Below are 23,059 nucleotides of genomic sequence, written 5' to 3'. Positions count from 1 at the left end.
GTAACGCAATGGATGTCAGTGTTTTGTCAAGGCATGACACCCAGTGAGAGGGCAGCGATACCGCCCTCCGGTTGTTGGATCAGGGCAGGCGGCCGCCGCCGAGGTTGTCCAGGCCGCCGGAGTTTTTACGACTCCGGTCGCTGGCCGAGACGCCGTTGTAGTCAAGGGTATTCCTCGCTTCGGCGAACGGTTCAAGGCATCGCTTGTTTCGTACCGACGCAGGTTGTTCAGTGGAGACCGATGGGGTGGGCAATTGTGCAAAGAAGCTGTTCATAGCATGGATCATGGCGATGTGCCTTTTTAAAAGAGAGGATGTCTGCCTTGATAGCCAGCGCTATCAAGGAGAGCGAGAAATTACGCATCCCCTGGTTGCCTCGCTATAAACGTCTCGCGTCAAATTATGACGTTGTCAGATTCACCTGCTTATGGGGTTCATGGCTCGTGACGGATGCTTCTCCCGACGTCATCAGCCAGCGCATTACATCGGCCAGTGCCACGCTGTGTTGGCGCTCGACCCATCGCACACCCTGCGGGCTGTACTGTTCGACATAGCGACTGAGGATCAGCCGATTCTGGTCGCCAGAGAGATGCAGGCGCGTTTCCCGGCAGAGCAGGGCGTTGGCCCCGCGTCTGCGGACCTGATGTTGCAGAATCAGTGAGCTTGAATCAGAAATCATCGCCCGCTCCCTTTGCGCAATCATCGGCCCGGGGCGACGTCGCCCCCTGCTTGCCCTCCAGCACAAAGGCCGCGCGGTGTTCGGCTACCACATTACGCAACGCGCTGTAGTAGTCCGGCAACTTTTGCAGGCTGTCGGTCAGCGGCAGCAACGACGCGCGTGTATCCACCGTACCGCCTACCAGGCTGATGGTGTCCAGGGTTTGTACGGTATCGCTGTCGCCCAGCGGCGCCACCAGGAAGTTCAAGACCTTGCCCGCCGCATCGCGGCTGTTGCCGGTGCCCAGCAAAGGCAGCTCCACGATCGGGCCGTTGCCAATCCCCCACACGCCAAAGGTCTGGCCGAAGTCGGCGGTGTGACGAGGGATGCCCAGCGGGTCCGACACATCAATCAGCCCGACGATCCCCACGGTGGTATTCACCGCAAAGCGTCCCAGCGTGTTGACCGAGCGCCGAGGGTTGCCTTGCAGCAGGTCGTTGATAAATACCTTGGGTTCGCTGAAGTTGCTGGCAAAGTTATGCACACCCTGCTGGAAAAACTCCGGCAGGTATCGGTAGCCGCGGGCTACAGGCGCCAGGGCGTAGTCATCCACCGCGCGGTTGAAGGCGAAGACGCCCCGGTTGACCGGCTCGGCAGGGTCATACACCGGGTAGGAAACCTCTGCGCAGCGTGTGGTACTCGCCACGTTGGCCGGGCTTGCGCAGCCTGTCAGGTAAGACACGGTCAGCAACAGCACGGCCTGGCGAGCCAGGTGCTGGGGGTACGTCAGCGAACGCATAAGCACAGTCTCCGGAAAAAGGAGGCCGATGCTGGCATTCGAGGCTTGCGCAAAGATGTCTGCTTTATTGCGCCGTTGACGCTTTATTGCACGATTGAAATATATGACGGGCCGCGTCGAATGGTTTTAGATGGCGCATCGACAAGACCAAGTGATGCCCACCGGTGAGCCATCTTTTAATCGTGGACGATGACCTAGAGGTCCTCGCCCTGCTGAAGAAATTCTTCCTGCAACATGGCTACACGGTCGAGACTGCCGCCAATGGCGCAGACCTGTGGACGGCCATGGAGCGTATGCCTGCCGACCTGATCATCCTCGACCTGATGCTGCCGGGGGATAACGGCCTGTTGCTGTGCCAGCGCCTGCGCCAGCAATACGCAACACCCGTGATCATGCTGACCGCCATGGGCGAACTGAGTGATCGCGTGGTGGGCCTGGAAATGGGCGCCGATGACTACCTGAGCAAACCTTTCGACGCCCGTGAACTACTCGCGCGGGTGCGCGCTGTACTGCGTCGGGCGGGTGAAAGCCGGCCGACGTTGGGTGACGCGTCGCGTCCGCTGATTCGCTTCGCCGGTTGGCAACTGGACCTGACGCGCCGGGAGTTGCGCTCGCCGGACCAGGTGATGATCCCGTTGTCGTCCGGAGAGTTCGACCTGCTGCTGGTGTTCGTCGAACACCCTCAGCGCGTGCTGACCCGCGAGCAATTGCTGAACCTGGCGCGGGGCCATAGCCACGACGCGTTTGACCGCAGCATCGACGTGCAGGTCAGCCGCCTGCGACGCAAGCTGGAATTCGACACCAAGCGCCCGGCGATGATACGTACTGTGCGTAACGGCGGTTACCAGTTCACCGTCGCGGTGACCCGCCCATGAGCCGCTTCAAACCCCGGGACACCGTGGCCCGCTGGATTGCCCTGACCATCCTGATTGCGATGCTCACGGCGCTGGCCTTCAACGCGTTGTTCGTGCAACTGGCAGGCGTTTGGGCCAGGCCGCCGTTGGGTGAAACCGGTCTTTTGGAAAAGGTCGCGGTGATCGTGCGGATGATCGAAGCGGCGGAGCCGTCCCAGCGTGCACAACTGACGCAGGCGGTGGGCGATGACAGTTTCAGTGTGAGTTGGTCTTCGACCCGCATGGGCATTGATTTGCCAGTTCTGAAAGACTCGGCTTTTCACTCCGATCAAGTGTTCAAACAGCTGCTCAAGGGGCCGGAGCGGCGGATGGAAGCCTATGAACCGTCCGACTGGCCTGGCCCTGGCGGGCGCTATGCGCTGGTGGTGCAACTGGTGGATGAATCCTGGCTGATGTTCAGCGCACCTTCGCGCAGCTGGGGCCTGGCGGAAGGCCCGCGCAGCCTGGTGGTGCTGATGCTGGTGCTGATTTCCACCGCGTTGGTCACGCTGATTGCCACCCGGCGCCTGGCCCGACCGTTACAGCATTTCACTCAGGGCGTGCGCCGTTTCGGCGCCGACTTTCGTGCGCCGCCCATTGAGCCGGTCGGCCCCCATGAAATTCGCCAGGCGATCCTCGCGTTCAACGGCATGCAGGCGCAGTTGCAGCACTTCATCCAGGACCGCACCCAGATGCTCGCCGCGATTTCCCATGACCTGCGTGCGCCGCTGACCCGCCTGCGCCTGCGGGGTGAATTTATCGAGGATGCCGACCAGCAGCACCGCCTGTTCCGGGATGTCGACGAGATGCAGGCGATGATCAACACCGCGCTGGAATTCTTTCGCGACGATGCGCGTCTGGAACAGGCCACCCAACTGGACCTCGCTGAGTTGCTGCAAACGCTGATTGACGACTACCGCGACCAGTCCATCGACATCACCTTCAATGGCCCGCCACGGCTGGTGTATTTCGGTCGCCCGCTGGGGCTCAAGCGAGTGATGACCAACCTGATGGACAATGCGATCCACTACGGGCGGGCGCCGGAAATCGAACTGCAACAGAGTCCCGGCGTGGTGACGGTGCGGGTACTAGACCGTGGCCCGGGCATCCCGCAGGAGCGGCATGAGCAGGTGTTCCTGCCGTTCTTTCGGCTGGAAGGCTCACGCAATAAAAGTACCGGCGGGGTCGGTTTGGGGCTCTCTACGGCACGGGCGATTGTCCTGGAACACGGTGGAACGCTGACGTTGGAAAGTCGCCCGTGTGGCGGGTTGGCCGCCGTGGTGGTGTTACCGGTTTAGAAGCGTTTGAACAGTCAGAGCAAGCTGCCTCCCAAGCCGCTTAGCGCGCCGCCTTCCTTACGACCTGACGGCTCGTCCTTGGGTGGGGAGGCGGGTTGTACGGGCTGAACGGGTTGAACCGGCTTGGCGGGCTGAAAGGGCTGAATCAGGGATTGGGTGTGAAAAGCGCTACCGACGATCATGGACGTACCTCTCGCTTGATAGGAAATTGGCGTTGCGCATCAACTCCCTCTGAGTGCGTCCTGATCAGTGGCCTTGGCCCGGTCCAACGTTCCGGGCCTTTGGGTTTCCATTTGCTTCGCCGGCTTACTGAGGGGGCGTTTCAGCCGGCTTGGGCACCGTAAATCGAAACTCGCTGCCCCGCCCCAACTCACTTTCAGCCTCGATCCGCCCACCGTGGGCCTGCACGATGCCTTGGGTGATGTACAGCCCCAGGCCGCTGCCGGTGGGATTGTTTTCGGTTTGAGTCCAGTAGCGATCAAACACATGAGGCAACTGATCAGGGGCGATCCCTTCGCCGGAATCACGCACCGAAAACACAATCTCCTCGCCATTGCTCAACGCACTGATGCCGATATTGCCCTGGCGCGGGGTGAACTTGATGGCGTTGCCGATCAGGTTCGACAGCACCTGGAACAGCCGTTCCGGGTCGGCATTGATTCGTAGCCCGGGCTCGGCGTTGAAGGACAAATCGATGCCCTTTTCCATCGCCAGGGGCGCCAGCAGAGAATAGGCTTCCTCGAACATCTGGCTTACGTCCAGGGCCACCGGCTTGACGGTGTAGCGCCCGGCTTCGATCTTCGAGGTGTCGAGCAAATCCTCCAGCAACACATTCATGCGCCCGGCGGCTTGTTGCATGGTGTCGATGGCCGAGGAAATCCTTCGCGAGGTGTGTGGGCCTTCGGAACTGAAGGCTTTTTGCATCATGCCGCAGAGCATCGAGATGACGGTCATCGGGTTGCGCAGGTCGTGGGAGACCACCGCTACCAGTTCATCCCGGGCGCGTACCGCTTGTTGTTCGCGCAGCACCTGGCGGGCCAGGTCGTTTTCCAGGGCCGAGCGGCGCAGGTCGTTGGCGGCGAAGCGATCGCCGTGGCTCCATTTGGTGGAGATGCCAGCCATTTCCACCTTCCAGATTTCAAACGAGGTGCGTGGGCGAAGGCGCAGGCCCGCGTCGGTGCTTTCCAGGTCCAACGGTTTATTCGGGTCGCCGCTCCAGTTGATGTTTTCCTTCACCTCGGGGCGAAACCACAACACGCCGTTGTCCACCGGCTTGGGCAGACTCATGGCCAGCACACCGCTAGCGACGTGCTGATACTCAGCTGCCGGCGGGTACACCGAGGACAGGTTATGGCTGGCAAACACCGGCTGACCCGTCTCTTGCAGCCACTTGTGCAGGGCGCGGATTTGCGCAGGTTCCGGGCAGTTGCCGTAGCGGTGCAGTTGTTTGTCTTCGATGATCGCCACACCGCCTGCCAGGGTCAGGTCCATCAGCAGTTGCGGGCGCTGCGCCAGGCCGTCGAAGACGTTCGCGGGTGAGGCCTGCATGGCCTCGTTGAGCAGGGCCAGGGCCTCGACCTTTTCTTCGCGTTGGCGGCTGAGGTCCAGGGCTTCCATGGCACTGATCTGCAACGACAGCACCTGGCCAATGGTCTGGCATGCGGTGCGCAAGTCATTGGGCACCAGCAGCGGCTGGCGGTTGCCGCAACTGATCAGGCCCCAGAGCTTGTCGCCGGCCATCAGGGAAATGCTCATGGACGACAGCACCCCCATGTTTTTCATGTACTGGCAGTGAATCGGCGACACGCTGCGCAGGGTCGCGAAGCTCAGGTCCAGTGGCTGGCCAGTGTCGGGGCGCAACCTGGGCACCAGCGGCACTGCCTCATAGTCGGCATTGGGGATGATCCGCAGCCAGTTGGTGCGGTACAACTCCCGGGCTTGTTCGGGGATGTCGGAAGCCGGGAAGAACAGGCCGTTGAACAGCTCCATGGACGGGGCTGACGCTTCGGCGATCACCTGGCCGTGGCCTTCCTCTTCGAAGCGATAAATCAGCACGCGGTCGTAGCCGGTCATGGCCTGGATTTCGTTGACGCTGATTTCATACAAGGCTTGCAGGGTTTTCGCCGCCTGCAGGCGTTGCAGCATCTTGCCCAGGTTGCTGGTCCGGCCATTGAACGCCCGCGGCTGGAAATCCTTGAGCCGTGGCTCGAACTCCAGTACGAGCACATCCTGATGGCGGTGCAGCAGCCCTTCGAACTCGGCGCCGTTGAGGGTCATGTGCAGCGGTGGGGCGTCGAAAAAGCTGTTTTGCGTGACCGTGGCCCGCACGGCTTCGGCATGTTCAATGCCGATCAAGGTGTGCAGCGGCTGGCCCAGCAGGGATTCCGGTGAGTGGTTGAACAGCTCGGCCACGTTGGCGCTGACCTGCACGATATGCAGCTCAGGCTCGGACAAGGTCAGCAGCGCGCCATGAGGCTGGATAGCGCCCGGGAAGCGGATGGGTTCGTCGGCACAGTTGGCAAGCAATTCTTCAAAATCGTCGGGTTTCATAGCAGTACCTCCTGGCTGTCGAGCCATTGCTCAAAGCAGCTGAATGTTGAACGGGCCGCGTTTACGGCGCGCAGTTTGGCGTGCGCGTCGAGGGGCACATGGCTCAGGTAATCGAGAAAGTCTTTCCAGCGCCGGCCGGTTTCAGCGCCATACACATTGAGAAACGCGCCGCCATTGTCGGCACCCAGTCCCAGGCGCCGGGCCATCTCCCGGCGCAGGATCTGCCCGCCCAGAGTGGCGCCTTCCACCACGTAAAGCGCGCCGAGGCAGGCTGCGGGTGTGTCCAGGGGCGGCAGCGAGGAGCAGAGGGGGAGCGAAGCGATGGCTTGGTCGTCCAGGCCCAGAGCGTGGAGATCCATCAGCAAGGTTGGCGTCTTCACACGCAGCACCTGATCAAATCCCGCAGGGATCAATCCGCTGTCGTTCAGCGTTGCTTCCAGAGGTTTGTAGAACCCGTAGTAGGCCTGGAGCAGGCGTCGGTAGCCGTCGTGATCCAGCTGCGGAGAGAAAAACGGCAAGCGCTTTTCCAGGGCGACGTGCAGTAACGCAGTACCCGAGCGCAGGGCTTCAAGTACAGGTGGCGCACCAACGTCATGGGCCTGTGAATGCATTCAGTAAACTCGAACTGGGGGCCTGCTGGCCATGTAGGGTTGCCTAATAACTGACCGCAGGAACTGCCGCGAAGTTCGGGTTAGCTGATATCGCGATGCTATCAATGCATGGGCGGAACCTGTACCAGGGCCGACTGCACGCAATCGAGCAGGCGCTGGGTGGTCCATGGCTTGGGTAAGAACCGCACGGTGCAACCCAACTGCGAAGCTATTTTGGTGTTGCCCGAAGTCAGTACCACTGGCAGCGTCGGCCAGCGATGGGCGACTACCTTGCTCAAATCGTAGCCATTGAGCAAGCCCGGCATCTGGATATCGCTGACAATCAAGTCTACCGGATCACTGGCCCGCTCCAGAAAAATCATCCCTTCGTCTGCGGACGGGAACGACGTCACCACCGCGCCGAAGTCCTCCAGTACATTCACCATCAACGAGCGAATGATTTCGTCGTCTTCCAGCACCAATATCGATGGCTGAGCCATGATCCTTACTCCACCATCCGGGTTAAGTAAGGTGGAGTGGGGCGCCGTTGATTAGGTTCGATTGGATGTGTTTTATGCGATGGGTGGTCATTGGGTTGTCTTGGAGTTGCGCCAGTTGCGGGCCGTCACCTTGACCACGTTTTGCGATGTGCCCTGGAATGCCCCGTTCTACCAGCGGCTGGGATTTCAGCAAGAGCACTCGCTGGCGCCGGACCATCGTATGGCAGAGGCTCTGCGTGAGGAGTATCGTCACGGTTTTGCGCCGGGCAGTCGCTGTGCCATGTCATGGCAGGTCGTAGCGCGTTAAGTAAAGGCACCCCAAGGATTCTCATGTTTATCCGTAACCCTCTCGTCCCCGAACTCATCGTGACGGCCCTCACGAGCAGCCTCGACTTCTGGGTCACCCAGTTGGGATTCGACATCGCCTATCAGCGTCCTGAAGAAGGCTTTGCTTACCTCGACCTGCAAGGCGCGCAAATCATGCTGGAGCAATACGACCCGGATGCCGGCCAGTGGCTGACCGCTCCCCTGGAAAAACCCTTGGGACGAGGCATCAACCTGCAAATCGATGTGCCTGCCGTGGCGCCTGTTCTGCAGCGTCTGGCTGCCATCGGCTGGCCGCTGTTCCGCGACGTTGAGGACGCCTGGTACCGGGCGGGTGAGGTGGAAGCGGGGCAGCGGCAGTTCATCGTGCAAGACCCGGACGGCTATCTGGTGCGTCTGGTGCAGCGGTTGGGCGAACGACCTGTGGGGAGTCATTCATGAAATACGCCGCTTTACTGGCCATTGCCTTCATCGGTGGGGCTTTCAGTCTTCAGGCTGTTGCAGAAGGCGATGCCGAAGCCGGTGGAAAACTGTTCAGCAAGACCTGCGGCGGTTGCCATAGCATCGGCGAAAATGCCCGGGGCGGTTTCGGGCCGCAACTCAACGGCATCATTGGTCGACCGGCTGGCACCACCACTGACTATCAGTATTCAGATGCGATGAAGAATTCAGGCGTGGTCTGGACGCGGGACAAGCTGGCCGCCTATATCGAGGCGCCGAAAAAGGTGGTGAGTGGCACCCGGATGATTTTCTGGGGGATCAGTGATCAGGAGAAGATCGACAACTTGCTGGCGTACCTTGCGACATTTCAGGCGCAATAAACAACGATCCCGAGACAAGGGTTTCACCCCATGGACGCACCGCGTATCCGGGCGCTTGCCCTTTGCATCTTTCACCGCAACGGTCGAATTCTGGTTCACGAATTCCAGGATGCGGTGAAACAGCAGACAGTCTTTCGCCCCATCGGTGGTGGCATCGAATTCGGTGAACACAGCGCCGAGGCCATCGTGCGAGAAGTCCAGGAGGAACTGGCGCAGCCGATTCACAGCCTGCGCCTGCTCGGCACGCTTGAAAGTATCTTCACCTACGACGGCCACCCCGGGCACGAGATCGTCCAGGTCTACGATGGCCAATTTGAGGACCAGAGCCTGTACGAGCAACCGTACCTCGACGGTGCCGAAAGCCACGGTTTTGCGTTCACGGTGAGTTGGAAGGACAGCTCAAGCTTTACTGCGCAGTCGCCACTGGTGCCGGAAGGGCTTTACGCGCTGCTCAAAGGCGCCGCGCTACTGGATTGACGGCACGCATCCCGATAATGTCTCGGGGCCTTTCCTGTTACTCGCTTGAAGGCATTGCTGAACGCGCTTTCAGACCCGTACCCCAACGACAGCGCTAACACGCCCACTGACAGATTCCCCTCGCGCAACGTTCGTTGCGCAAGGCGCATGCGCCACTCGGTCAGGTACGCCAGCGGTGGCACCCCGGCAACGCTCTTGAAGTATTGCGAAAAGGTAGTGCGCGACATCGCAGCCGCCGCAGCCAATTCTTCCAGCGTCCAGGCACTCCCCGGCTCGCTGTGCATCAAGCGCAGCGCGGGGGCCAGGCGCTTGTCGCTGACCGTGCGCAGCCAGCCTTCGGGTAATACGCCCGAGGTCTCGACGTAGGCCCGCAGGATCTGGATAAACATCAACTGCGCCAGTTGCGCCGATGCCAGACTCGCCCCGAGCAAATTGGCTTGCCCCTCATGTGCCAACTGGCCGAGTAGCCATTGCACGATCGCCGCCTGCGGCGCCGTGGCCCGCACATGGATCAGGGGAGGCAGTGCGTTGGCCAGCAGTCCGCCACTTTCCGGATCCAGTTGCACGTAGCCGCCTATTTGCACACAGCCCTGGCCGTCACCGATTTGCGGGAAGCGGCCGGCGTCAGCGAATAATTGCCGCGCTTCCAAAGGCGTGACCGACACATCGCCCGCAAGCACAAACGCGCGTTGTGCACACAGCAGGAACACATCGCCCGCCTCAATCAACACCGGCGCAGCCTCGCCATCCAGGCACAGCCAGCACTGCCCCTTCACCACCCCGAAAAACTTGATCTTGTCCGGCGCCGGAAAACGCAGGGCCCAGGCGCCGCCCGCGCTGAAGCCGCCGGTCATCACCGACTGAGCATTCACGAAGGTGAGAATCTCGGAAAACGGGTCGCTGTGCATATCCGTACTTTTGCGCAGGTAAACGGGATGTTTGAGTATTCAGAGTACGGCTTTCCGGGCGTAGCGTGTTAACCACACGTCTAATGGAGGCTCTGTCATGCCCACAGCACAAACACCGATCCATAGCGGCTATGGAGCGGCAACCACTGCTGCCGAACTAATCCGAGGCGTTGATCTCTCGGGCAAGGTGGCGATTGTCACGGGTGGCTACTCGGGAATTGGCTTGGTCACCGCCCGTACCCTGGCCGCCGCTGGCGCACACGTGATCGTCCCGGCGCGTGACTTGGTCAAGGCACGCGCCGCACTCCAACCTTATCCACAGCTGCAACTTGAACCCCTCGACCTGATGGACGCCCACTCCATCGAGCAGTTTGCCGAGCGCTTTCTGGCGACTGGCCGCCCGCTGCACCTGCTGATCAACAACGCGGGCATCATGGCGCCGCCGCTGAGTCGTAACGCCCAGGGCTACGAGTCCCAGTTCGCCACCAATCATCTCGGGCATTTCTTGCTTACCCAGCGTCTGTGGCCGGCCTTGCAACGCGCCGAAGGCGCGCGGGTGGTGGCGCTGTCCTCACGGGGACACGTGCACGGTGCCGTCGACTTTGACGACTGGAACTTCGAGCGCCAAACCTACGATCAATGGAAGGCTTACGGTCAGTCCAAGACCGCCAATGCACTGTTCGCCGTGCATTTGGACACCCTCGGTGCGGCCAGCGGGGTGAGGGCGTTTGCGGTTCATCCTGGCGGAATCATTACCGACCTGGTGCGGCATATGAAGGCTGAAATCCTGCAGGCTTCGGGCTATGTAGACGAGCACGGGAAACCGGTGATCGACCCTGAGCGAAACATGAAAACCCCGGAGCAAGGTGCGGCCACCAGTGTGTGGTGTGCGGTGAGCGGGCAGTTGGCGGGAATGGGTGGGGTTTATTGTGAAAACTGTGATGTGGCGGTTGCGATGAGTGCGGAATCGGAAGAACAGCTGGGTGTCAGGCCGTGGGCAGTGGATGCGGGGTTGGCACAGCAGTTGTGGACACTCAGCGAAGAGCTTGTCGCAGGACGGTAGGCCGCGGTGTGGGGTCAGCGCACTGACCCCATCGGCCCATCAAGAACCCTGCGGTGTCTCCCCGCGCGCCAAACGCGCATTGATGTCTTCGATCACCGCCGGCAATTCGACGATGGTGTCGATCAGGTAATGCGGCCGAGAGCACTCGAACATCTGTGTAATACGCGCGCGCTCCAGCGCCAGCTCAGCAGCGGGCAGTGCCTTGTATTGCTCGTAGGTCAAACCCAGTGCATTGCCCGAACAGGTCAACGCGACCGTCCACATGCCTGCGCTGCGGCCTTCCAGAATCCCCGGCCAGGTGTCGTCGACTTTCACGCACGCGGCCACATCACTGATGCCCAAGGCAATCACGTTGGCCAACGCCTGCGCCGGATGCGGGCGCCCGTTGGGCACTTCGTCGGTCGCCACCACGTGGTCGGCGACGTAGCCATTCTGCCGCGCCAGCTCCACCACCTTGGCCATCACCACCGCCGGGTAGCCGGAGCAGGAGCCGATCTTCAACCCCTGTTCGCGCAGGTTTTTGATCGCCTCAAGAGCCCCGGGAATGACCGCCGAATGCAGCGCGATTTTTTCGATCTGCAACGGCATGAAGCGTTCATACAGTGCGGTGACATCGTCGTCGGTGGGCAAGCGATCAAACACCGCCCGATAACGCTCGGCAATCTGCGGCTGGTTGCACAAGGTGCGGATGTGATCCCACTTGCCCATGCCCATCGGGCCGCGCGCTTCCTCCAGGGAAACGGCGACGCCGAACTCGCCGAACGCCTCGACAAAAATCTGCGTGGGGGCGAAGGAGCCGAAGTCGACGACGGTGCCGGCCCAATCCAGGACCACGGCTTGCAGCTTGGAAGGTTGTTGGTAGTGCATGGCAAGTCTCCATTTTCAGGTGTGAGCAGGCCGTCCCTCTGTCGAAGAAGAGGTAAGCGCCTGGTGCGGGTTTAAACGGGTAAGGCGATCAGGTCACCGGGATCGGGCTGGCCTCGAACAACTCCGCGATCATCGGTCGGTTGCGCCGGATCCCCAGGCAACACAGGTGGTAGTCGATGAAAAACGGGTGGTCGACGAAGGTGATCGGCGTGGTGCCCGGGGTTTCGGCGTATTCCACGGCGGACACAAAACCGATGCCGATACCTTTGGTGATCGCGTGCACGATGGCTTCGCGACTGTTCAACTGCATCACGCAGTTCACGGCGACGCCCTGACGCTTGCAGCTTTCTTCCACCAGTTGCCGGGTGCGGGAGCTTTTCTCGCGCATCACCCACTTTTCGCGGCTGATCTGCTCCACATGCACCTCTTTCTGTTGGGCCCATGGATGGTCATCGCGTACTACTGCAATGATCGGATAGCGCCGGTAAAGCTGGGTATCGAAGCGCTGGTCGAACTCCGAAAGGGCCAGGATCGCCACGTCGATATCGAAGTTGAAGAGTCGGTCCAGGGTTTCCTTTTCCGGGGAAAACGAGGTTTCCAGTTCGATGTCCGGGTGGCGCTGCATCAGCTCGTAGGTCAGGTTCATCGCGATCGGCGGCGACACCGCGCCCAGGCGCAGCAGCCCGGTCTTGCGCTGCTTGAAACTCTGCAACAGTTGCATGGCTTCATCCTCCTGGCCGAACAGCCCCTGGGTGATTCCATAGAGGGCGTGCCCGGCCGCGCTCATCTCGATAAACCGCCCGCGACGGTGGAACAGCTCCACCGAGAACTGCTTCTCCAGCCCATTGACCTGCTCGCTGACGGTCGGCTGGCCGACGCTCAGGTACTCGGCGGCGAGGGTGAAACTGCCGGTCTTCGCCACCGCATGAAACGAGCGCAGCCACTTGTGGTACTGGTACATAACGAGTCCTGTTCCTGAGGTCCGCCGGGCCGGTCATCAACGTCGGATAAACAACGCCACCGCCGCGCTGCACAGGCAGGCCGAGGTCACGACGATGAAGATCAGCGAGGTGTTGCCGGTACTGTCGAGCATACTGCCGATCAGCGGTTCCGCCAGGCCGGCGAACAGATAGGATGAGAAGTTCATCACGCCGGTGGCCGTACCCGCACGCTTGGCTCCCACCAGGTCCGGGCACAGCGCCCAGAAACTCGACGCCGGACCGTATACAAAGAACCCGCAGAGGAACAACGCCACCAGGCCGATTGCGCTGTGGGGCGGCAGGCTCCACATCCACAGGCTGGTGGCGGCGCCGAGGAACATGTAGAGCATGATCGCCAGGTAGCGTTTGGAGCCGAACAGCTTGTCCGAGACCCAGCCATTGCTCAGGGCGCCGATGGCCATGCCCACCGGCAGGGCCACGGTGATCCACTTGGGGTCGATCATGCTGTCGCCGCTTTTCCAGTTGGCGCCCAGGAAGTGCACCGGCACCCAGACGATCAGGCCGTAGCGGGCGGCATTCTGGAAGCCCAGGGAGAGGGCAGCGATGATCAGCCGCGGATTTTTCAGCACGGCCTTGTAGCGTTGCGCCGAGGTTTCGACTTCGCCGTGGGCCACTTCATGATTCTTGTCTTCGGCATTCGCCACGCCGGTATCGGCCAGGGGCTCGAAGCCCATGTCTTGGGGCCGCTCGCGGGCCACCAGGTAGAAAATGATGCCGCCCGCCAACATCAACAGCACCGGCAGGCGGAAGATCCAGCGCCATTCCAGTTGGAACACTTCCAGCACCACGATGGAGGTGACGTACGACAGGACCGAGGCGCACCCGGCGGCGAACACATAAAAGCCATACACCTTGCCGCGCTCGCCGGCGCTCCACCAATTGGAAATCAGCCGGCTGCCGGGCGCCCAACCGAGGGCCTGGAAGTAACCGTTGATGCCCCACGGCAGGATCAACCCGGCAAAGCCGCTGGCGAAACTGGTGACCCAGTTGGCCCCGCAGGACAGCACCGCGCCGAGGGTCATGATGCGGCGCCCGCCGAACTTGTCGGCGAGGTTGCCGTTGATGGCCTGGCCAATCGCGTAGGCCCAGAGCATCGCGGCCGAGGCCCAGCCGAGGGTTTCCTTGGTCAGGCCGAACTCGGCCTGGATCCCGGGGATGGCAAAACCAAAGGTCTGGCGGCCGGTGTAGAAAAACAGATAACAAAACATCGCTGCCAGCAGCATGCGCCACTGGGTAAAGCGGAACGATGAAGTACGGACGGCAGGAACAGGCAGCACGTGTGCACGATTCATGATGTTTTCCTTATTGTTATTCGCCCCGGCGACCGCAGCCGCCGGGGGGCACTCTTGATAGGTGCAACAGGAAACGACCGAATTACGATGAGTCTAGGCCGCTTGCGCGCCGATGAAATTCTTGCCGCGTGCGCCTTGCAGGGCGAAGCGGATCATCGCCTCGGCCTCGCTGGCATTCACGCCGTAGTCGGCAAACTCGGTCTTCACGTCCAGGCTGTGGAGGAAGTCGCGCAATTGCGTCTGGGCCTGGAGCAGGTCGGTGCCGAATATGCGTTGCAGGGTGCGGTCACGCGCGGCGTCGTGCCCCCATGCCAGGCCCAGCACCAGCGGCAAGGTGAAGGAACAGGCGATGCCGTGGGGCAGGCCGTGGTGCAGGGTCATCTCGTAGGAGATGGAGTGGGCGAGGGCGGTCTTGGTGTTGGAAAAGGCCAGGCCAGCTTTCAATGCCGCCAGCGCCATCCGTGAGCGCAGCTCCTGGTTGCCGAGGTCGCGCCGCAAGCGCGGCAGGCATTCCAGGATGTCTTCGATGGCGGAGACGGCGAAGGTGTCCGAGATCGGATTGGCGTTGATATTCCAGATCGATTCCAGCGCATGGGACAAGGCATCCAGCCCGGTGGACACCGTGACTCCGGCCGGCACCGTCAACATCAACTGCGGGTCAATGATCGCCACTTTTGGCCAAGTACAGTCCAGGTGCAGCGAATACTTCTTGAGGCTGGCGGAATCCCAGATGGTCGCCCATGGCGTGACTTCGCTGCCGGTGCCGGCCGTAGTCGGTGCGGCAATCAGTTGCTTGTGACGCGCCGGTACGAAAGGTTTTCCGGTGGACAGTAACGCCAGCAACTCGTCGAAATCCCCCGATTCGGTGCCGACGATCAAGGCCTTGGCCGTATCAATGGCGCTGCCCCCGCCGACGGCGACCACCACCTGGCAGTCACCGGCCTGCTGCCAGAAGCGCTCGTAGGTGTCGCGCAGTTGAGCCACGTCGGGGTTGGGCTGCACGTCTTCGATCACGTACACCAGGCGGTCACCCAGCAGGGCCTGGATGCGGTCGACCAGACCGAGCTCGCGGGCTTCGGGGAAGGTGACAAGGGCGACGCTCTGGCCTTCGGTGAGGGTGGCGAGTGCTTGCAGGCAGCCCCAGCCGAAGCGGGTGTCTACCGGGTTGTGGAAGCGGGCAGTCATGGCGGGTTCCTGGTTTTTGTTATTGGAAGTGCCGCCATAGTCGGGGAGGGTGAAGTGGACCTCAAATCGATAGATTGGGGTGATGGATTGGCTGGGCCGATAGTAAAGCCCAGCCGCCAAGTGCTTTCAGCGAACGTTCCGGAACAACATCAAGCGCGCACTCTCATGCAGCCCCCGAGTCAGTCCCAGCAAGCGCTGAAACTCTTCCGGGTATTCCTGGGCCACATCTTCCCTCGGTGTTTGCGACGCCAGGTCATGCAGGGTAGGCGAGCTGCCGTCATGTTCCATTTGCAGCAGGAAGTCTTTAGTCACGCCACCGATCAGCGGGAAGGTGCCCTCGCGCAATACCAGCGGCACCACCCGCTCGCCTTCCGGCGCAGGCTGCTGGATGTCGCGGCCCATCGCGCCATTGCGGAACGCAATGCCCGCCATGCCGGCGACGGTCGGCAGCAGGTCTGCCAGGCCGACGGCTTCTTCGATCACCCGGGGTTGCAGGCCGGGGGCGTGGATCATCATTGGCACGTTGTTGCTTTCCAGGCCAAGCTGCTCGAATGCCGGCGCCATGTGTGGGATCTGGCTGATGCGGGTGTTGTGGTCGCCAAAGAACACGAAGATGGTGTTGTCGTAGTAACCGCCGGCCTTGGCGATTTCCATCAGGCGGCCGATGTTGAAGTCCAGCAGGCGTACGGCGTTGTATTGCTCGACGCTGCGACTGCCTGCGGCCTGGACTTGCTCCACGGTCAGGTCGTGCACCTTGAAGCCGTCGTTGGTCTTGGGGATGGTGAACGGGCGGTGGTTGCCGGAGGTTTGCAGGTAGGCGAAGAACGGCTGGTCCTTGGGGATGGCGCGCAGCAGTTCATCGCCTTCCTTGAACAGGTCCAGGTCGGAAATGCCCCACACATCCACCCGTGGCGAGCGCCAATGGCTTTCGTCATAGAGCTTCACGCTGTCGATGCTCTGGCGGATCAGCGCGTTGATATTCGCCCAGCCGGCATTGCCGCCGATCATGTAGAGCTTCTGATAATCCTCGAACGCATTGATCACGGTGTGTTGTCGGGTGATCAGCGGGTTGCGGGTTGCCGTCTCCTGGCGGGTGACGTCGGGTACGCCGGTGATGCTCGCCCACACGGTTTTGGCGGTGCCGGTGACGGGCACGTAGAAGTGTTTGAAGAACCAGCTTTCCTTCGCCAGTTTGTCGAGGTTCGGCGTGGGGTTCAGCGGGTTGCCGTAGGCGCCCACAGCGCTGGTACCGAGGGATTCGAGCATCACGAAAATCACGTTCGGCGGGCTTTCGCCCTTGAGCCGATAAGGTTGCACGGCTTGTTCGCGGACGAAGCTCAATTGCTCGGGATCGGGTTGGCTGACCCCCAGATAACGCGCAACTTCCGGGTAATGCTCGCGCACCCGCGCCTCGTCGAATTGCGACTGGCCGACCTTGAGGGTGTCGTATAAAAACAGCACCGGATTAAGGCCTACGGCAGCGATCTGGTTGTTGCCGGAAAAGAACGCATCGCTCCAGCGCAGGGGCACCGGGTTTTCGAGGTTGAGGTTGGCGACGCGGCCGAGCAGGGCCAGCAACACCGCGATCACGCCAACGGTGGCCACGGATGCAATGGTCAGCTTGCCGATGGGTTTTCGTTCGCCATCCAGGGTGATGCGTTCAAGGCGAACCAGGGCGTAGGTCCACAGGCCGACCGCGGTAAGCCAGCTCAAGGTTATCCACAGCACCGGGTAGGTTTCCCACACCATCTGCTGGGAAATCTGCGCGTCTTCCAGATAACGCAGCACCGTGGCGTTGATGCGCACACCGAGGTAGGCGTAGTGGCCGAAGTCGATGATGTACACCAGCCCGACGATGCTCAGCGCTAGCAGCAGATAACCCCGTGCCAGCCAGCGCAGGGCGGGGACGGTCAGCAGGTTCCAGCGTGGCAGCCAGGCGAGCAGGGCCAGGGGCAGCAGGATCAGCACCGCCAGGCGCAGGTCGAAACGCAGGCCTATCCCGAAGGTTTCCAGCAGTGCAGTTTCCCTGAGATCGACCCCGGAAAATCCCAATACAAATAGCAGCCGCAGTGCCGCCAGCAACGCAAATACCAAGCCGATCGCGCCCACGCCGTAGCGCAGGCGGCGCGAGTACAACCATCCCATCATTGACCTCTGTGCAGTTTTAAAAGAGGGCGCCAGGCAGCCATCGCCAGCATCCACAACCCGGCCACCAGGCAGTAGCCCGTCAGCAGTGGGTCGATCAGGTAGTCCCAGTAGTTTTCCGAGGCCTTGAGCCGAAGTGCAAACGCCAGGGTGCCCGCCGCGAGCATCCACACCGCCAACGTATTACGCAGCCAGAGCATCAACAGCGCCGTCACGCCGATCAGTACAATCATCGGCCGAGGGTTGAAACCCCAGCGGTAGGGATCGAAATAGGTCAGGCCCATCGTTGCGGGGTACAGCACCAGGCTCAGGGCGCCAAACAGCAGCAATACCTGGACCTTCTGCGGGCGCTGGAGCGGCTGCACCACGCCCAAACGGCACAGGCTGACCCACGCCAACAACACCAGGGTGCTGATGGCCAGGTCGTCGGTGAAGCTGCGCACATACGCCGCCAGCGGCAGCTCGTTGACCGGGATAAAACTCACCACCACCAACACCGGCAGCAACCACGGCCGCCAGGGCGTCGTTACGCGCAGCAGGCTCAGCAATACAAAACCCAACAGCACAAAACTCAAATGCGCTTGCCATACAGAAACCATCACAGGCGCTCCGACAGCCAGGCTTCATTGAAGCTGACATGTTTGATAAAGGTGTTATTCCACGAGTACACCAGGTGGTACATGCCGTCCGGGCTGCGGCTGAAGTACGGGTACTCGTATTCGAAATCGCAGCCACGGGGCTTGCACACCCGGTAATCCAGGCTGCTGAGGAAACGTTGCTCCAGCGGCAGGCGCAGGGCACCGCTGGAGGCGCGGAAGCCTTCACCGATGATTTCCTTGTAGGCCTCGGGAGAGAACGGTTGGCCCAATGGGTCGGGGGATTGGTCCAGTTCCACCACGGTGCGCCACTGGTTGAGCTTGGCATCGGTGCCGTACAGGCTCAGCTTGAAGCGGCCGTCCTGCAGGTCGTTGAGGGCCACCAGCAAGCCGTCGCCTTCAGTGCTGACGGCTGCCAACGAGGAATTGGGGTTGGACGGCTCCAGTGGGTAGGGCTCGCTCCAGGTTTGGCCCGCGTCTTCGGTGCGGCTGGCGAGGACCTTGTGATAGGTCTCGCCGGCGTAACGCAGCATGGCGATGGCGCGCTGGCCGTCCTGGGGGACGATGGTCGGTTGCAGCGAATTCTTCCCGCGGCTGATCCGGAATTTGTCGACCACCGCACCGTCGGGGCTCAAGTACAGGTACTCGGCGAATTTGCCCATGAACTCGTGGTACACCGGCAGGCCGATGGAACCGTCGGCGTGAAATACCGGCGCGGCGCGCACCAGCGTGCTGATGTTGAAAAACGGTGAAGTGACCAATTGCCGAGGTGCAGACCAGTGGGTGCCGAGATCGTCCGAGACCATCACGTTGATCGCACTGGTGGCCCAGCCGCCTACCGATACCGAGACGTAGAACATCCACAGGCGATTGTCCGGCGCCAGGGCGATCACCGGGTTGCCCAGCTTGCGGATGTACCGCTGGGTGCCGTCGCGGGTGCTTTCCCGGGTGGCGAGTACTTGCTCCGGGCCCCATTCGGCGCTTTTGGCGTCAAAGCGCGCGGTGCGCACCTGCACATCGGCGGCACCTTCGCGGGAACCGGCAAACCATACGGCCATCAGGTCGCCGCCGGGCAGCGCAGTGAGCGAGGAGGAGTGCACAAAGTCATTGAGCTGCGAGGAGACAAAGCGGCTGCTGTATTGCGGGGTGGCCGCGGCTGGCGAGTTGTCCTTGGGGGCTTGAGCAAACGGCGACAGCACGTGGGGCGGATGGCTTTGCCAGGCGGCGGCAAATACCGCTAACAGACTGCAGATCATTAGAAACGGGCGCATAGAGAACCTGTCGGGGAAAAGGATTACTGCGCACGGTCATCCGGCAGGCGCCTCCTGCGGCCGGTGAGCATGGATAAAGGCAGGTTGTCCCGCACCTGGATACTTTCAAACACCGCCGCCAGCACATGCACGCCCACCAGGCCGGCCAATACATTGGCGGCGGTTTCGTGCAACAGCAGCGGCCAATCGGCGCCCCACAGGGCGTCGATTTCCTGCATCAAAAAGCCGCTGACACCGAGGGTCAGCAGCGCCAGCAACATCAGGATCATCACCAGCGCGCCGATGGGCGAATGGCCCAGGCGATGCTGTGGTCGGCGGTTGAGCAGTGAACGTGCATGGCCCTTGAGCCGTTCCAGCGTCGGCCAGAAGTCCGACCAGCGCGCGCTGCGCGGTCCGACAAATCCCCACACCAACCGCACCAGCAACCAGGCCATGGCGTAATAACCCAGCCATACATGCCAGTCGTCGCCTGCTTCGTTGAAGAAGTAATTGGCCACAAAGACGCCGGCGATGGAGAGGTGAAACACCCTCACCACCGGGTCCCAGAGGCGCAGGGAGGTGGCTGGCATCAGCCCTTGATCTCAGTCTTCACGGCCTTGCCGGTGACTGGATCGTGGTAGATCTCGACCTTGCGCTTGTCCTTGTCAAAGCCGTAGATCTCGTAGCAGTTGCCATCGGTGACCTTGAATTTGCTGATCTCGTAGCCTTGGGCTTTCAGTTGCTCCTGAAAAACCTTCTGGTCCTGCCATTGCGAGCGCTCGGCAGTGGTGCATTGCGGGCCGGCGATGGCCATGGGGCTGGCGATAATCAGCGACAGCAAGAGAATTTTACGCATGGAAACGCTCTCAGCAGATGTGGGAGATTTCACTGTGCTAAACCAACCTTAGCGAAAGCTTAGTTGGCAACGGCCCGTAACATCTTTCCCAAAATGGCCCCGGCCGTTACGCGGCATCATGCGGCCGTTTCCTACAGAGAATCAGTTATGCGCCTGCTCCTTGTCGAAGATGATCGTGCCCTTGGCCAAGGGATCCGTGTAGCCCTGGGCGCCGAAGGCTACACCCTGGACTGGCTGCAGGATGGCGTCAGCGCCTTGCACGCGCTGCGCACCGAAAGCTTCGACTTGCTGCTGCTTGACCTGGGCTTGCCACGCCTCGACGGCCTGACCCTCCTGCAAACCCTGCGTGCCGAGCAATACGACCTGCCGGTGCTGATCCTCACCGCCCGCGACGGCACCGCCGAGCGCATCGCCGGCCTGGACGCCGGCGCCGACGACTACCTGGTCAAACCCTTCGACGTCGAAGAATTCAAGGCCCGTGTGCGCGCTCTGTTGCGCCGCAGCCTGGGCCGGGCGCAGCCACTGCTGGAGCATGCGGGCGTGAGCCTGGACCCGGCGACCCAACAGGTCAGCTATCAAGGCGAGGATGTTGTGGTCACGCCGATGGAATACCAACTGCTTCATCAACTGATGGTGCGCCCCGGCAAAGTCGTCACCCGTGAACGTCTGTCCCGCGCGCTGTACGGCTGGCAGGACCGCGTCGAAAGCAACACCCTCGAAGTCCTTATCCACAACCTGCGCAAAAAACTCTCCACCGAACTGATCCGCACCGTGCGTGGCGTTGGCTACGTGGTGGAACTCAAGCCATGAACTCGGTCCGCGCGCGCATCCTCATCCCGGTGCTGGTGCTGATCCTGCTGGGTGATGGCCTGATCAGCTGGCTCGTTCTGCGGGACAGCCACCACGAAATCGAAGAAGTCTACGACGCCCAACTCGCCCAGAGTGCCCGTTTGCTGCAAGGCGTACTGCGCCAGCGCGACCCCGGCGATGCCGACTGGGAGCGCCTCTACCAGGCCTTCGACCAGGCCATGAGCCGCGTCGGCGAAGACGGCGCCGCGCACCCTTATGAAACCCGCCTGACCTTCCAGGTATGGCGCGCCGACGGCCAACTGCTGGTGCGCTCCACCGACGCCCCGATCCTCAACACACCGCCCACCACCCTCGGGCCGCATGACCTGATGGAAAACGGCAACGACTGGTGCGCGTTCATGCTCGCCGACATGCAACAAGGCCTGCTGATCTGGGTGGGCGAACGCGACGACATTCGCCAGGACGTGATCCAGCGCATCATCCGCCACACCCTCTGGCCCATCCTGATTGGCGTACCGCTGCTGGCACTGTTGATCTGGCTGACCATCGGCTGGGGCCTCAAACCCCTGCGCGCCATGGCCCAGGCGATTCGCGGGCGAGATAGCGAGACATTGCGGCCGCTGCAACTTGAACCGTTGCCGGCGGACCTGGAACCGATGCAAACCGCGCTGAACCGCCTGCTGGTGCAAGTGGACGACCTGCTGGAGCGCGAGCGACGGTTTATTGCGGATGCGGCCCATGAGTTGCGCACGCCGTTGGCGATATTGAGCATTCATGCGCAGAACGCCCAGAGCGCGGGCACCGAGGAAGAGCGGCGAGAGGCATTGGGCTTTCTGGTCAATGGCGTGGACCGCGCGACGCGGATTGGCAGCCAGCTGCTGACCATGGCGCGGATCGAGCCGCAGTTGAACAACACCGTTCGCCTGCGTATTTCGTTGACGGAGTTGGTACGCGAAGAACTTGCGGAACTGACGCCCCTGGCGATGGAGAAGGGCGTTGAACTGGTTCTGGAAGGGGATGAGGAAGGCTGGATTGAAACGGATCCGGTGGCGTTGGCGATTGCCTTGCAGAACCTGGTGACCAATGCGCTGAATTTCTCGCCGGCGGGGAGTGAAGTGCGGGTGGTGGTACGGGGTTCGGATTCGGGAGTGGTGCGGCTGTGTGTGGAGGATGCAGGGCCGGGGATTGATGAAGAGGAGATCGGGCGGTTGTTCGAGCGGTTTTATAGTCGCGGGAATGCGAATGGAGCGGGGTTGGGGCTGGCGATTGTGCAGATGATCGTGGGGAAGATTGGGGGGCGGTTGGAGTTGTATAACCGGGAGGTGGGTGGGTTGTGTGCGCGGTTGAGTTTTAGCGCCTGCGTGCTGAAACCGGTGGGAATACCACACCGTTGAAGGTGTGGGTGCAGCAGTTACAAAACGGCTTCATGAACGCGGGTGTCAATTGCGGGTTAACCTTTTGTAGCAAGCCCGCCTCGTCGACGTATAAGCCGCTGTAATAGGTGGACTCGCCGATTCGCACGTACTCGTTTTTGTCGCTTTCACACACGGCAACCATCCAGAACACAGGTTCCGGGCGATCCAGGCGGGCATTGGCCTCGCTGAAAACTTCATCCCACCGATGACCGACCTTGGACAGGAGAAACCGGAATAATGGTGTGTAATCGAAGCCGTGCCGGTGATGGCTGTGCATCGAGCCACGGCTTAGGGTGGAGTTCTTTTCGCTTTTGCTATGGCGTTGTTGCCTATAGGTGCGGCAACTTCCGTGATGCACGTTGTACGTGCGGGTGTTGACTGAGCGATAGAGAGGGGGCTTTTTCATTGGGTTCCTTTATGACCTCTCGAAGGCTTGGGAAGGCAATGTGCCTTGGTAACTGAAAGAGATTTGGTAATCGAAGATCGCGGGTTCAATTATGTGTTTGAAATGCGGTTGGATAATCGCTATCCAGCCTGGGAGAACATTGAACACGTCCGCGTATACGGCTGTTTCTTGACTCAACCCTAGGCTTTCAAAAAAGCTCTCCGCATTATCAAAATCTGCCGAGTATTCATCTGCCTTCACGTAATTGCTGTGCTTGTCGTACCAGCGCAACCTGGCTTTCATAACCATGATGTGTTTTCCACTTTCTCTGTATATAGGCGGCGTTCGGGTTTAGCTCGACCTCGACGTTCGCCGGTG

The 23,059-nt window shown here is 61.2% G+C and carries 26 protein-coding genes and 1 pseudogene; 9 read left to right on the top strand and 18 right to left on the bottom strand.

What is annotated here, in order from left to right:
• Positions 1–79 precede the first annotated feature (79 nt).
• The 3 genes from LIY45_RS13525 to LIY45_RS13515 form a co-directional block, all read right to left on the bottom strand.
• Positions 80–286, bottom strand: coding sequence for a hypothetical protein (locus LIY45_RS13525; protein WP_226476618.1), 207 nt, complete (start codon positions 284–286; stop codon positions 80–82).
• A gap of 112 nt (positions 287–398) precedes the next feature.
• Positions 399–677: a hypothetical protein gene (locus tag LIY45_RS13520; RefSeq protein ID WP_226476617.1), complete on the bottom strand. Its 279-nt coding sequence runs from the start codon at positions 675–677 to the stop codon at positions 399–401.
• On the bottom strand, positions 667–1,455 hold the full coding sequence (locus LIY45_RS13515; protein ID WP_226476616.1) for a VacJ family lipoprotein: 789 nt from the start codon (positions 1,453–1,455) through the stop codon (positions 667–669). The genes LIY45_RS13520 and LIY45_RS13515 overlap by 11 nt, the downstream gene beginning before the upstream one ends.
• Before the next feature lie 164 nt (positions 1,456–1,619).
• On the opposite strand from LIY45_RS13515, the gene LIY45_RS13510 reads away from it, so the two are divergent.
• Positions 1,620–2,330 (top strand): response regulator, encoded by a 711-nt coding sequence (locus LIY45_RS13510; protein WP_226476615.1) that lies wholly within the window; start codon positions 1,620–1,622, stop codon positions 2,328–2,330.
• Positions 2,327–3,646, top strand: coding sequence for an ATP-binding protein (locus LIY45_RS13505; protein WP_226476614.1), 1,320 nt, complete (start codon positions 2,327–2,329; stop codon positions 3,644–3,646). The genes LIY45_RS13510 and LIY45_RS13505 overlap by 4 nt, the downstream gene beginning before the upstream one ends.
• Positions 3,647–3,952: 306 nt before the next feature.
• Here LIY45_RS13505 and LIY45_RS13500 read toward each other — a convergent pair whose 3' ends face one another.
• The 3 genes from LIY45_RS13500 to LIY45_RS13490 form a co-directional block, all read right to left on the bottom strand.
• A complete protein-coding gene (locus tag LIY45_RS13500) occupies positions 3,953–6,196 on the bottom strand; it encodes an ATP-binding protein (protein ID WP_226476613.1) in 2,244 nt (747 codons plus the stop codon).
• A complete protein-coding gene (locus LIY45_RS13495; RefSeq protein WP_017476106.1) occupies positions 6,193–6,807 on the bottom strand; it encodes a biliverdin-producing heme oxygenase in 615 nt (204 codons plus the stop codon). The genes LIY45_RS13500 and LIY45_RS13495 overlap by 4 nt, the downstream gene beginning before the upstream one ends.
• A gap of 101 nt (positions 6,808–6,908) precedes the next feature.
• On the bottom strand, positions 6,909–7,286 hold the full coding sequence (locus LIY45_RS13490) for a response regulator (protein ID WP_226476612.1): 378 nt from the start codon (positions 7,284–7,286) through the stop codon (positions 6,909–6,911).
• Positions 7,287–7,395: 109 nt separating this feature from the next.
• Between LIY45_RS13490 and LIY45_RS13485 the strand changes: the two are divergent.
• The 4 genes and pseudogenes from LIY45_RS13485 to LIY45_RS13470 form a co-directional block, all read left to right on the top strand.
• A pseudogene (locus LIY45_RS13485) lies at positions 7,396–7,593 on the top strand (GNAT family N-acetyltransferase); the annotation flags it as partial.
• Between the two features lie 23 nt (positions 7,594–7,616).
• The gene (locus LIY45_RS13480; RefSeq protein ID WP_226476611.1) at positions 7,617–8,051 is read left to right on the top strand and encodes a VOC family protein; all 435 of its coding nucleotides are present in this window, start codon (positions 7,617–7,619) and stop codon (positions 8,049–8,051) included.
• The gene (locus LIY45_RS13475; RefSeq protein ID WP_017476110.1) at positions 8,048–8,431 is read left to right on the top strand and encodes a cytochrome c family protein; all 384 of its coding nucleotides are present in this window, start codon (positions 8,048–8,050) and stop codon (positions 8,429–8,431) included. Before LIY45_RS13480 ends, LIY45_RS13475 begins: the two co-directional genes overlap by 4 nt.
• 30 nt (positions 8,432–8,461) lie before the next feature.
• Entirely contained in the window at positions 8,462–8,908 is a 447-nt protein-coding gene (locus tag LIY45_RS13470) for an NUDIX hydrolase (protein WP_226476610.1), read from the top strand.
• Here LIY45_RS13470 and LIY45_RS13465 read toward each other — a convergent pair.
• Positions 8,872–9,816, bottom strand: coding sequence for an AraC family transcriptional regulator (locus LIY45_RS13465; RefSeq protein ID WP_226476609.1), 945 nt, complete (start codon positions 9,814–9,816; stop codon positions 8,872–8,874). The two genes, LIY45_RS13470 and LIY45_RS13465, sit on opposite strands and share 37 nt — an antisense overlap.
• A gap of 97 nt (positions 9,817–9,913) precedes the next feature.
• On the opposite strand from LIY45_RS13465, the gene LIY45_RS13460 reads away from it, so the two are divergent.
• Positions 9,914–10,879, top strand: a complete 966-nt coding sequence (locus tag LIY45_RS13460; RefSeq protein WP_226476608.1) for an oxidoreductase — start codon at positions 9,914–9,916, stop codon at positions 10,877–10,879.
• A 39-nt stretch (positions 10,880–10,918) separates the two neighbouring features.
• Here the strand turns inward: LIY45_RS13460 and phnX are convergent, their stop codons facing one another.
• The 9 genes from phnX to LIY45_RS13415 form a co-directional block, all read right to left on the bottom strand.
• Positions 10,919–11,746: a phosphonoacetaldehyde hydrolase gene (gene phnX / locus LIY45_RS13455; RefSeq protein WP_226476607.1), complete on the bottom strand. Its 828-nt coding sequence runs from the start codon at positions 11,744–11,746 to the stop codon at positions 10,919–10,921.
• An 88-nt stretch (positions 11,747–11,834) separates the two neighbouring features.
• The gene (locus LIY45_RS13450) at positions 11,835–12,707 is read right to left on the bottom strand and encodes a LysR substrate-binding domain-containing protein (protein WP_017476113.1); all 873 of its coding nucleotides are present in this window, start codon (positions 12,705–12,707) and stop codon (positions 11,835–11,837) included.
• A gap of 36 nt (positions 12,708–12,743) precedes the next feature.
• Positions 12,744–14,039 carry an MFS transporter gene (locus LIY45_RS13445; protein ID WP_226476606.1) on the bottom strand — a complete coding sequence of 432 codons (1,296 nt, stop codon included), beginning with the start codon at positions 14,037–14,039 and terminating at the stop codon, positions 12,744–12,746.
• A gap of 93 nt (positions 14,040–14,132) precedes the next feature.
• A complete protein-coding gene (gene psrA / locus LIY45_RS13440; RefSeq protein ID WP_226476605.1) occupies positions 14,133–15,224 on the bottom strand; it encodes an iron-containing alcohol dehydrogenase PsrA in 1,092 nt (363 codons plus the stop codon).
• A gap of 126 nt (positions 15,225–15,350) precedes the next feature.
• On the bottom strand, positions 15,351–17,369 hold the full coding sequence (locus LIY45_RS13435) for an LTA synthase family protein (protein ID WP_226476604.1): 2,019 nt from the start codon (positions 17,367–17,369) through the stop codon (positions 15,351–15,353).
• The gene (locus tag LIY45_RS13430; protein WP_226476603.1) at positions 17,369–17,968 is read right to left on the bottom strand and encodes a hypothetical protein; all 600 of its coding nucleotides are present in this window, start codon (positions 17,966–17,968) and stop codon (positions 17,369–17,371) included. Before LIY45_RS13430 ends, LIY45_RS13435 begins: the two co-directional genes overlap by 1 nt.
• Complete coding sequence (locus LIY45_RS13425; RefSeq protein WP_226476602.1) at positions 17,968–19,236, bottom strand: sialidase family protein; 1,269 nt, start codon at positions 19,234–19,236, stop codon at positions 17,968–17,970. Before LIY45_RS13425 ends, LIY45_RS13430 begins: the two co-directional genes overlap by 1 nt.
• Before the next feature lie 23 nt (positions 19,237–19,259).
• Positions 19,260–19,805, bottom strand: coding sequence for a cytochrome b/b6 domain-containing protein (locus tag LIY45_RS13420; protein ID WP_226476601.1), 546 nt, complete (start codon positions 19,803–19,805; stop codon positions 19,260–19,262).
• Positions 19,805–20,071, bottom strand: a complete 267-nt coding sequence (locus LIY45_RS13415) for a PepSY domain-containing protein (RefSeq protein ID WP_017476120.1) — start codon at positions 20,069–20,071, stop codon at positions 19,805–19,807. Before LIY45_RS13415 ends, LIY45_RS13420 begins: the two co-directional genes overlap by 1 nt.
• A gap of 147 nt (positions 20,072–20,218) precedes the next feature.
• Here LIY45_RS13415 and LIY45_RS13410 point away from each other — a divergent pair, with 147 nt between their 5' ends.
• Positions 20,219–20,881, top strand: coding sequence for a response regulator (locus LIY45_RS13410; protein WP_201141075.1), 663 nt, complete (start codon positions 20,219–20,221; stop codon positions 20,879–20,881).
• On the top strand, positions 20,878–22,275 hold the full coding sequence (locus LIY45_RS13405) for a sensor histidine kinase (protein WP_226476600.1): 1,398 nt from the start codon (positions 20,878–20,880) through the stop codon (positions 22,273–22,275). Before LIY45_RS13410 ends, LIY45_RS13405 begins: the two co-directional genes overlap by 4 nt.
• Here the strand turns inward: LIY45_RS13405 and LIY45_RS13400 are convergent.
• Entirely contained in the window at positions 22,232–22,702 is a 471-nt protein-coding gene (locus LIY45_RS13400) for a hypothetical protein (protein WP_226476599.1), read from the bottom strand. The genes LIY45_RS13405 and LIY45_RS13400 overlap by 44 nt on opposite strands.
• 9 nt (positions 22,703–22,711) lie before the next feature.
• Positions 22,712–22,990, bottom strand: coding sequence for a colicin E3-like toxin immunity protein (locus tag LIY45_RS13395; RefSeq protein WP_226476598.1), 279 nt, complete (start codon positions 22,988–22,990; stop codon positions 22,712–22,714).
• Positions 22,991–23,059: the final 69 nt, after the last annotated feature.

It is taken from the genome of Pseudomonas sp. MWU16-30323 (assembly GCF_020515595.1).
GTDB lineage: Bacteria > Pseudomonadota > Gammaproteobacteria > Pseudomonadales > Pseudomonadaceae > Aquipseudomonas > Aquipseudomonas yamanorum.
The sequence above is the reverse complement of the archived record's forward strand: the minus strand, read 5'-3'. Positions and strand labels throughout refer to the sequence as shown.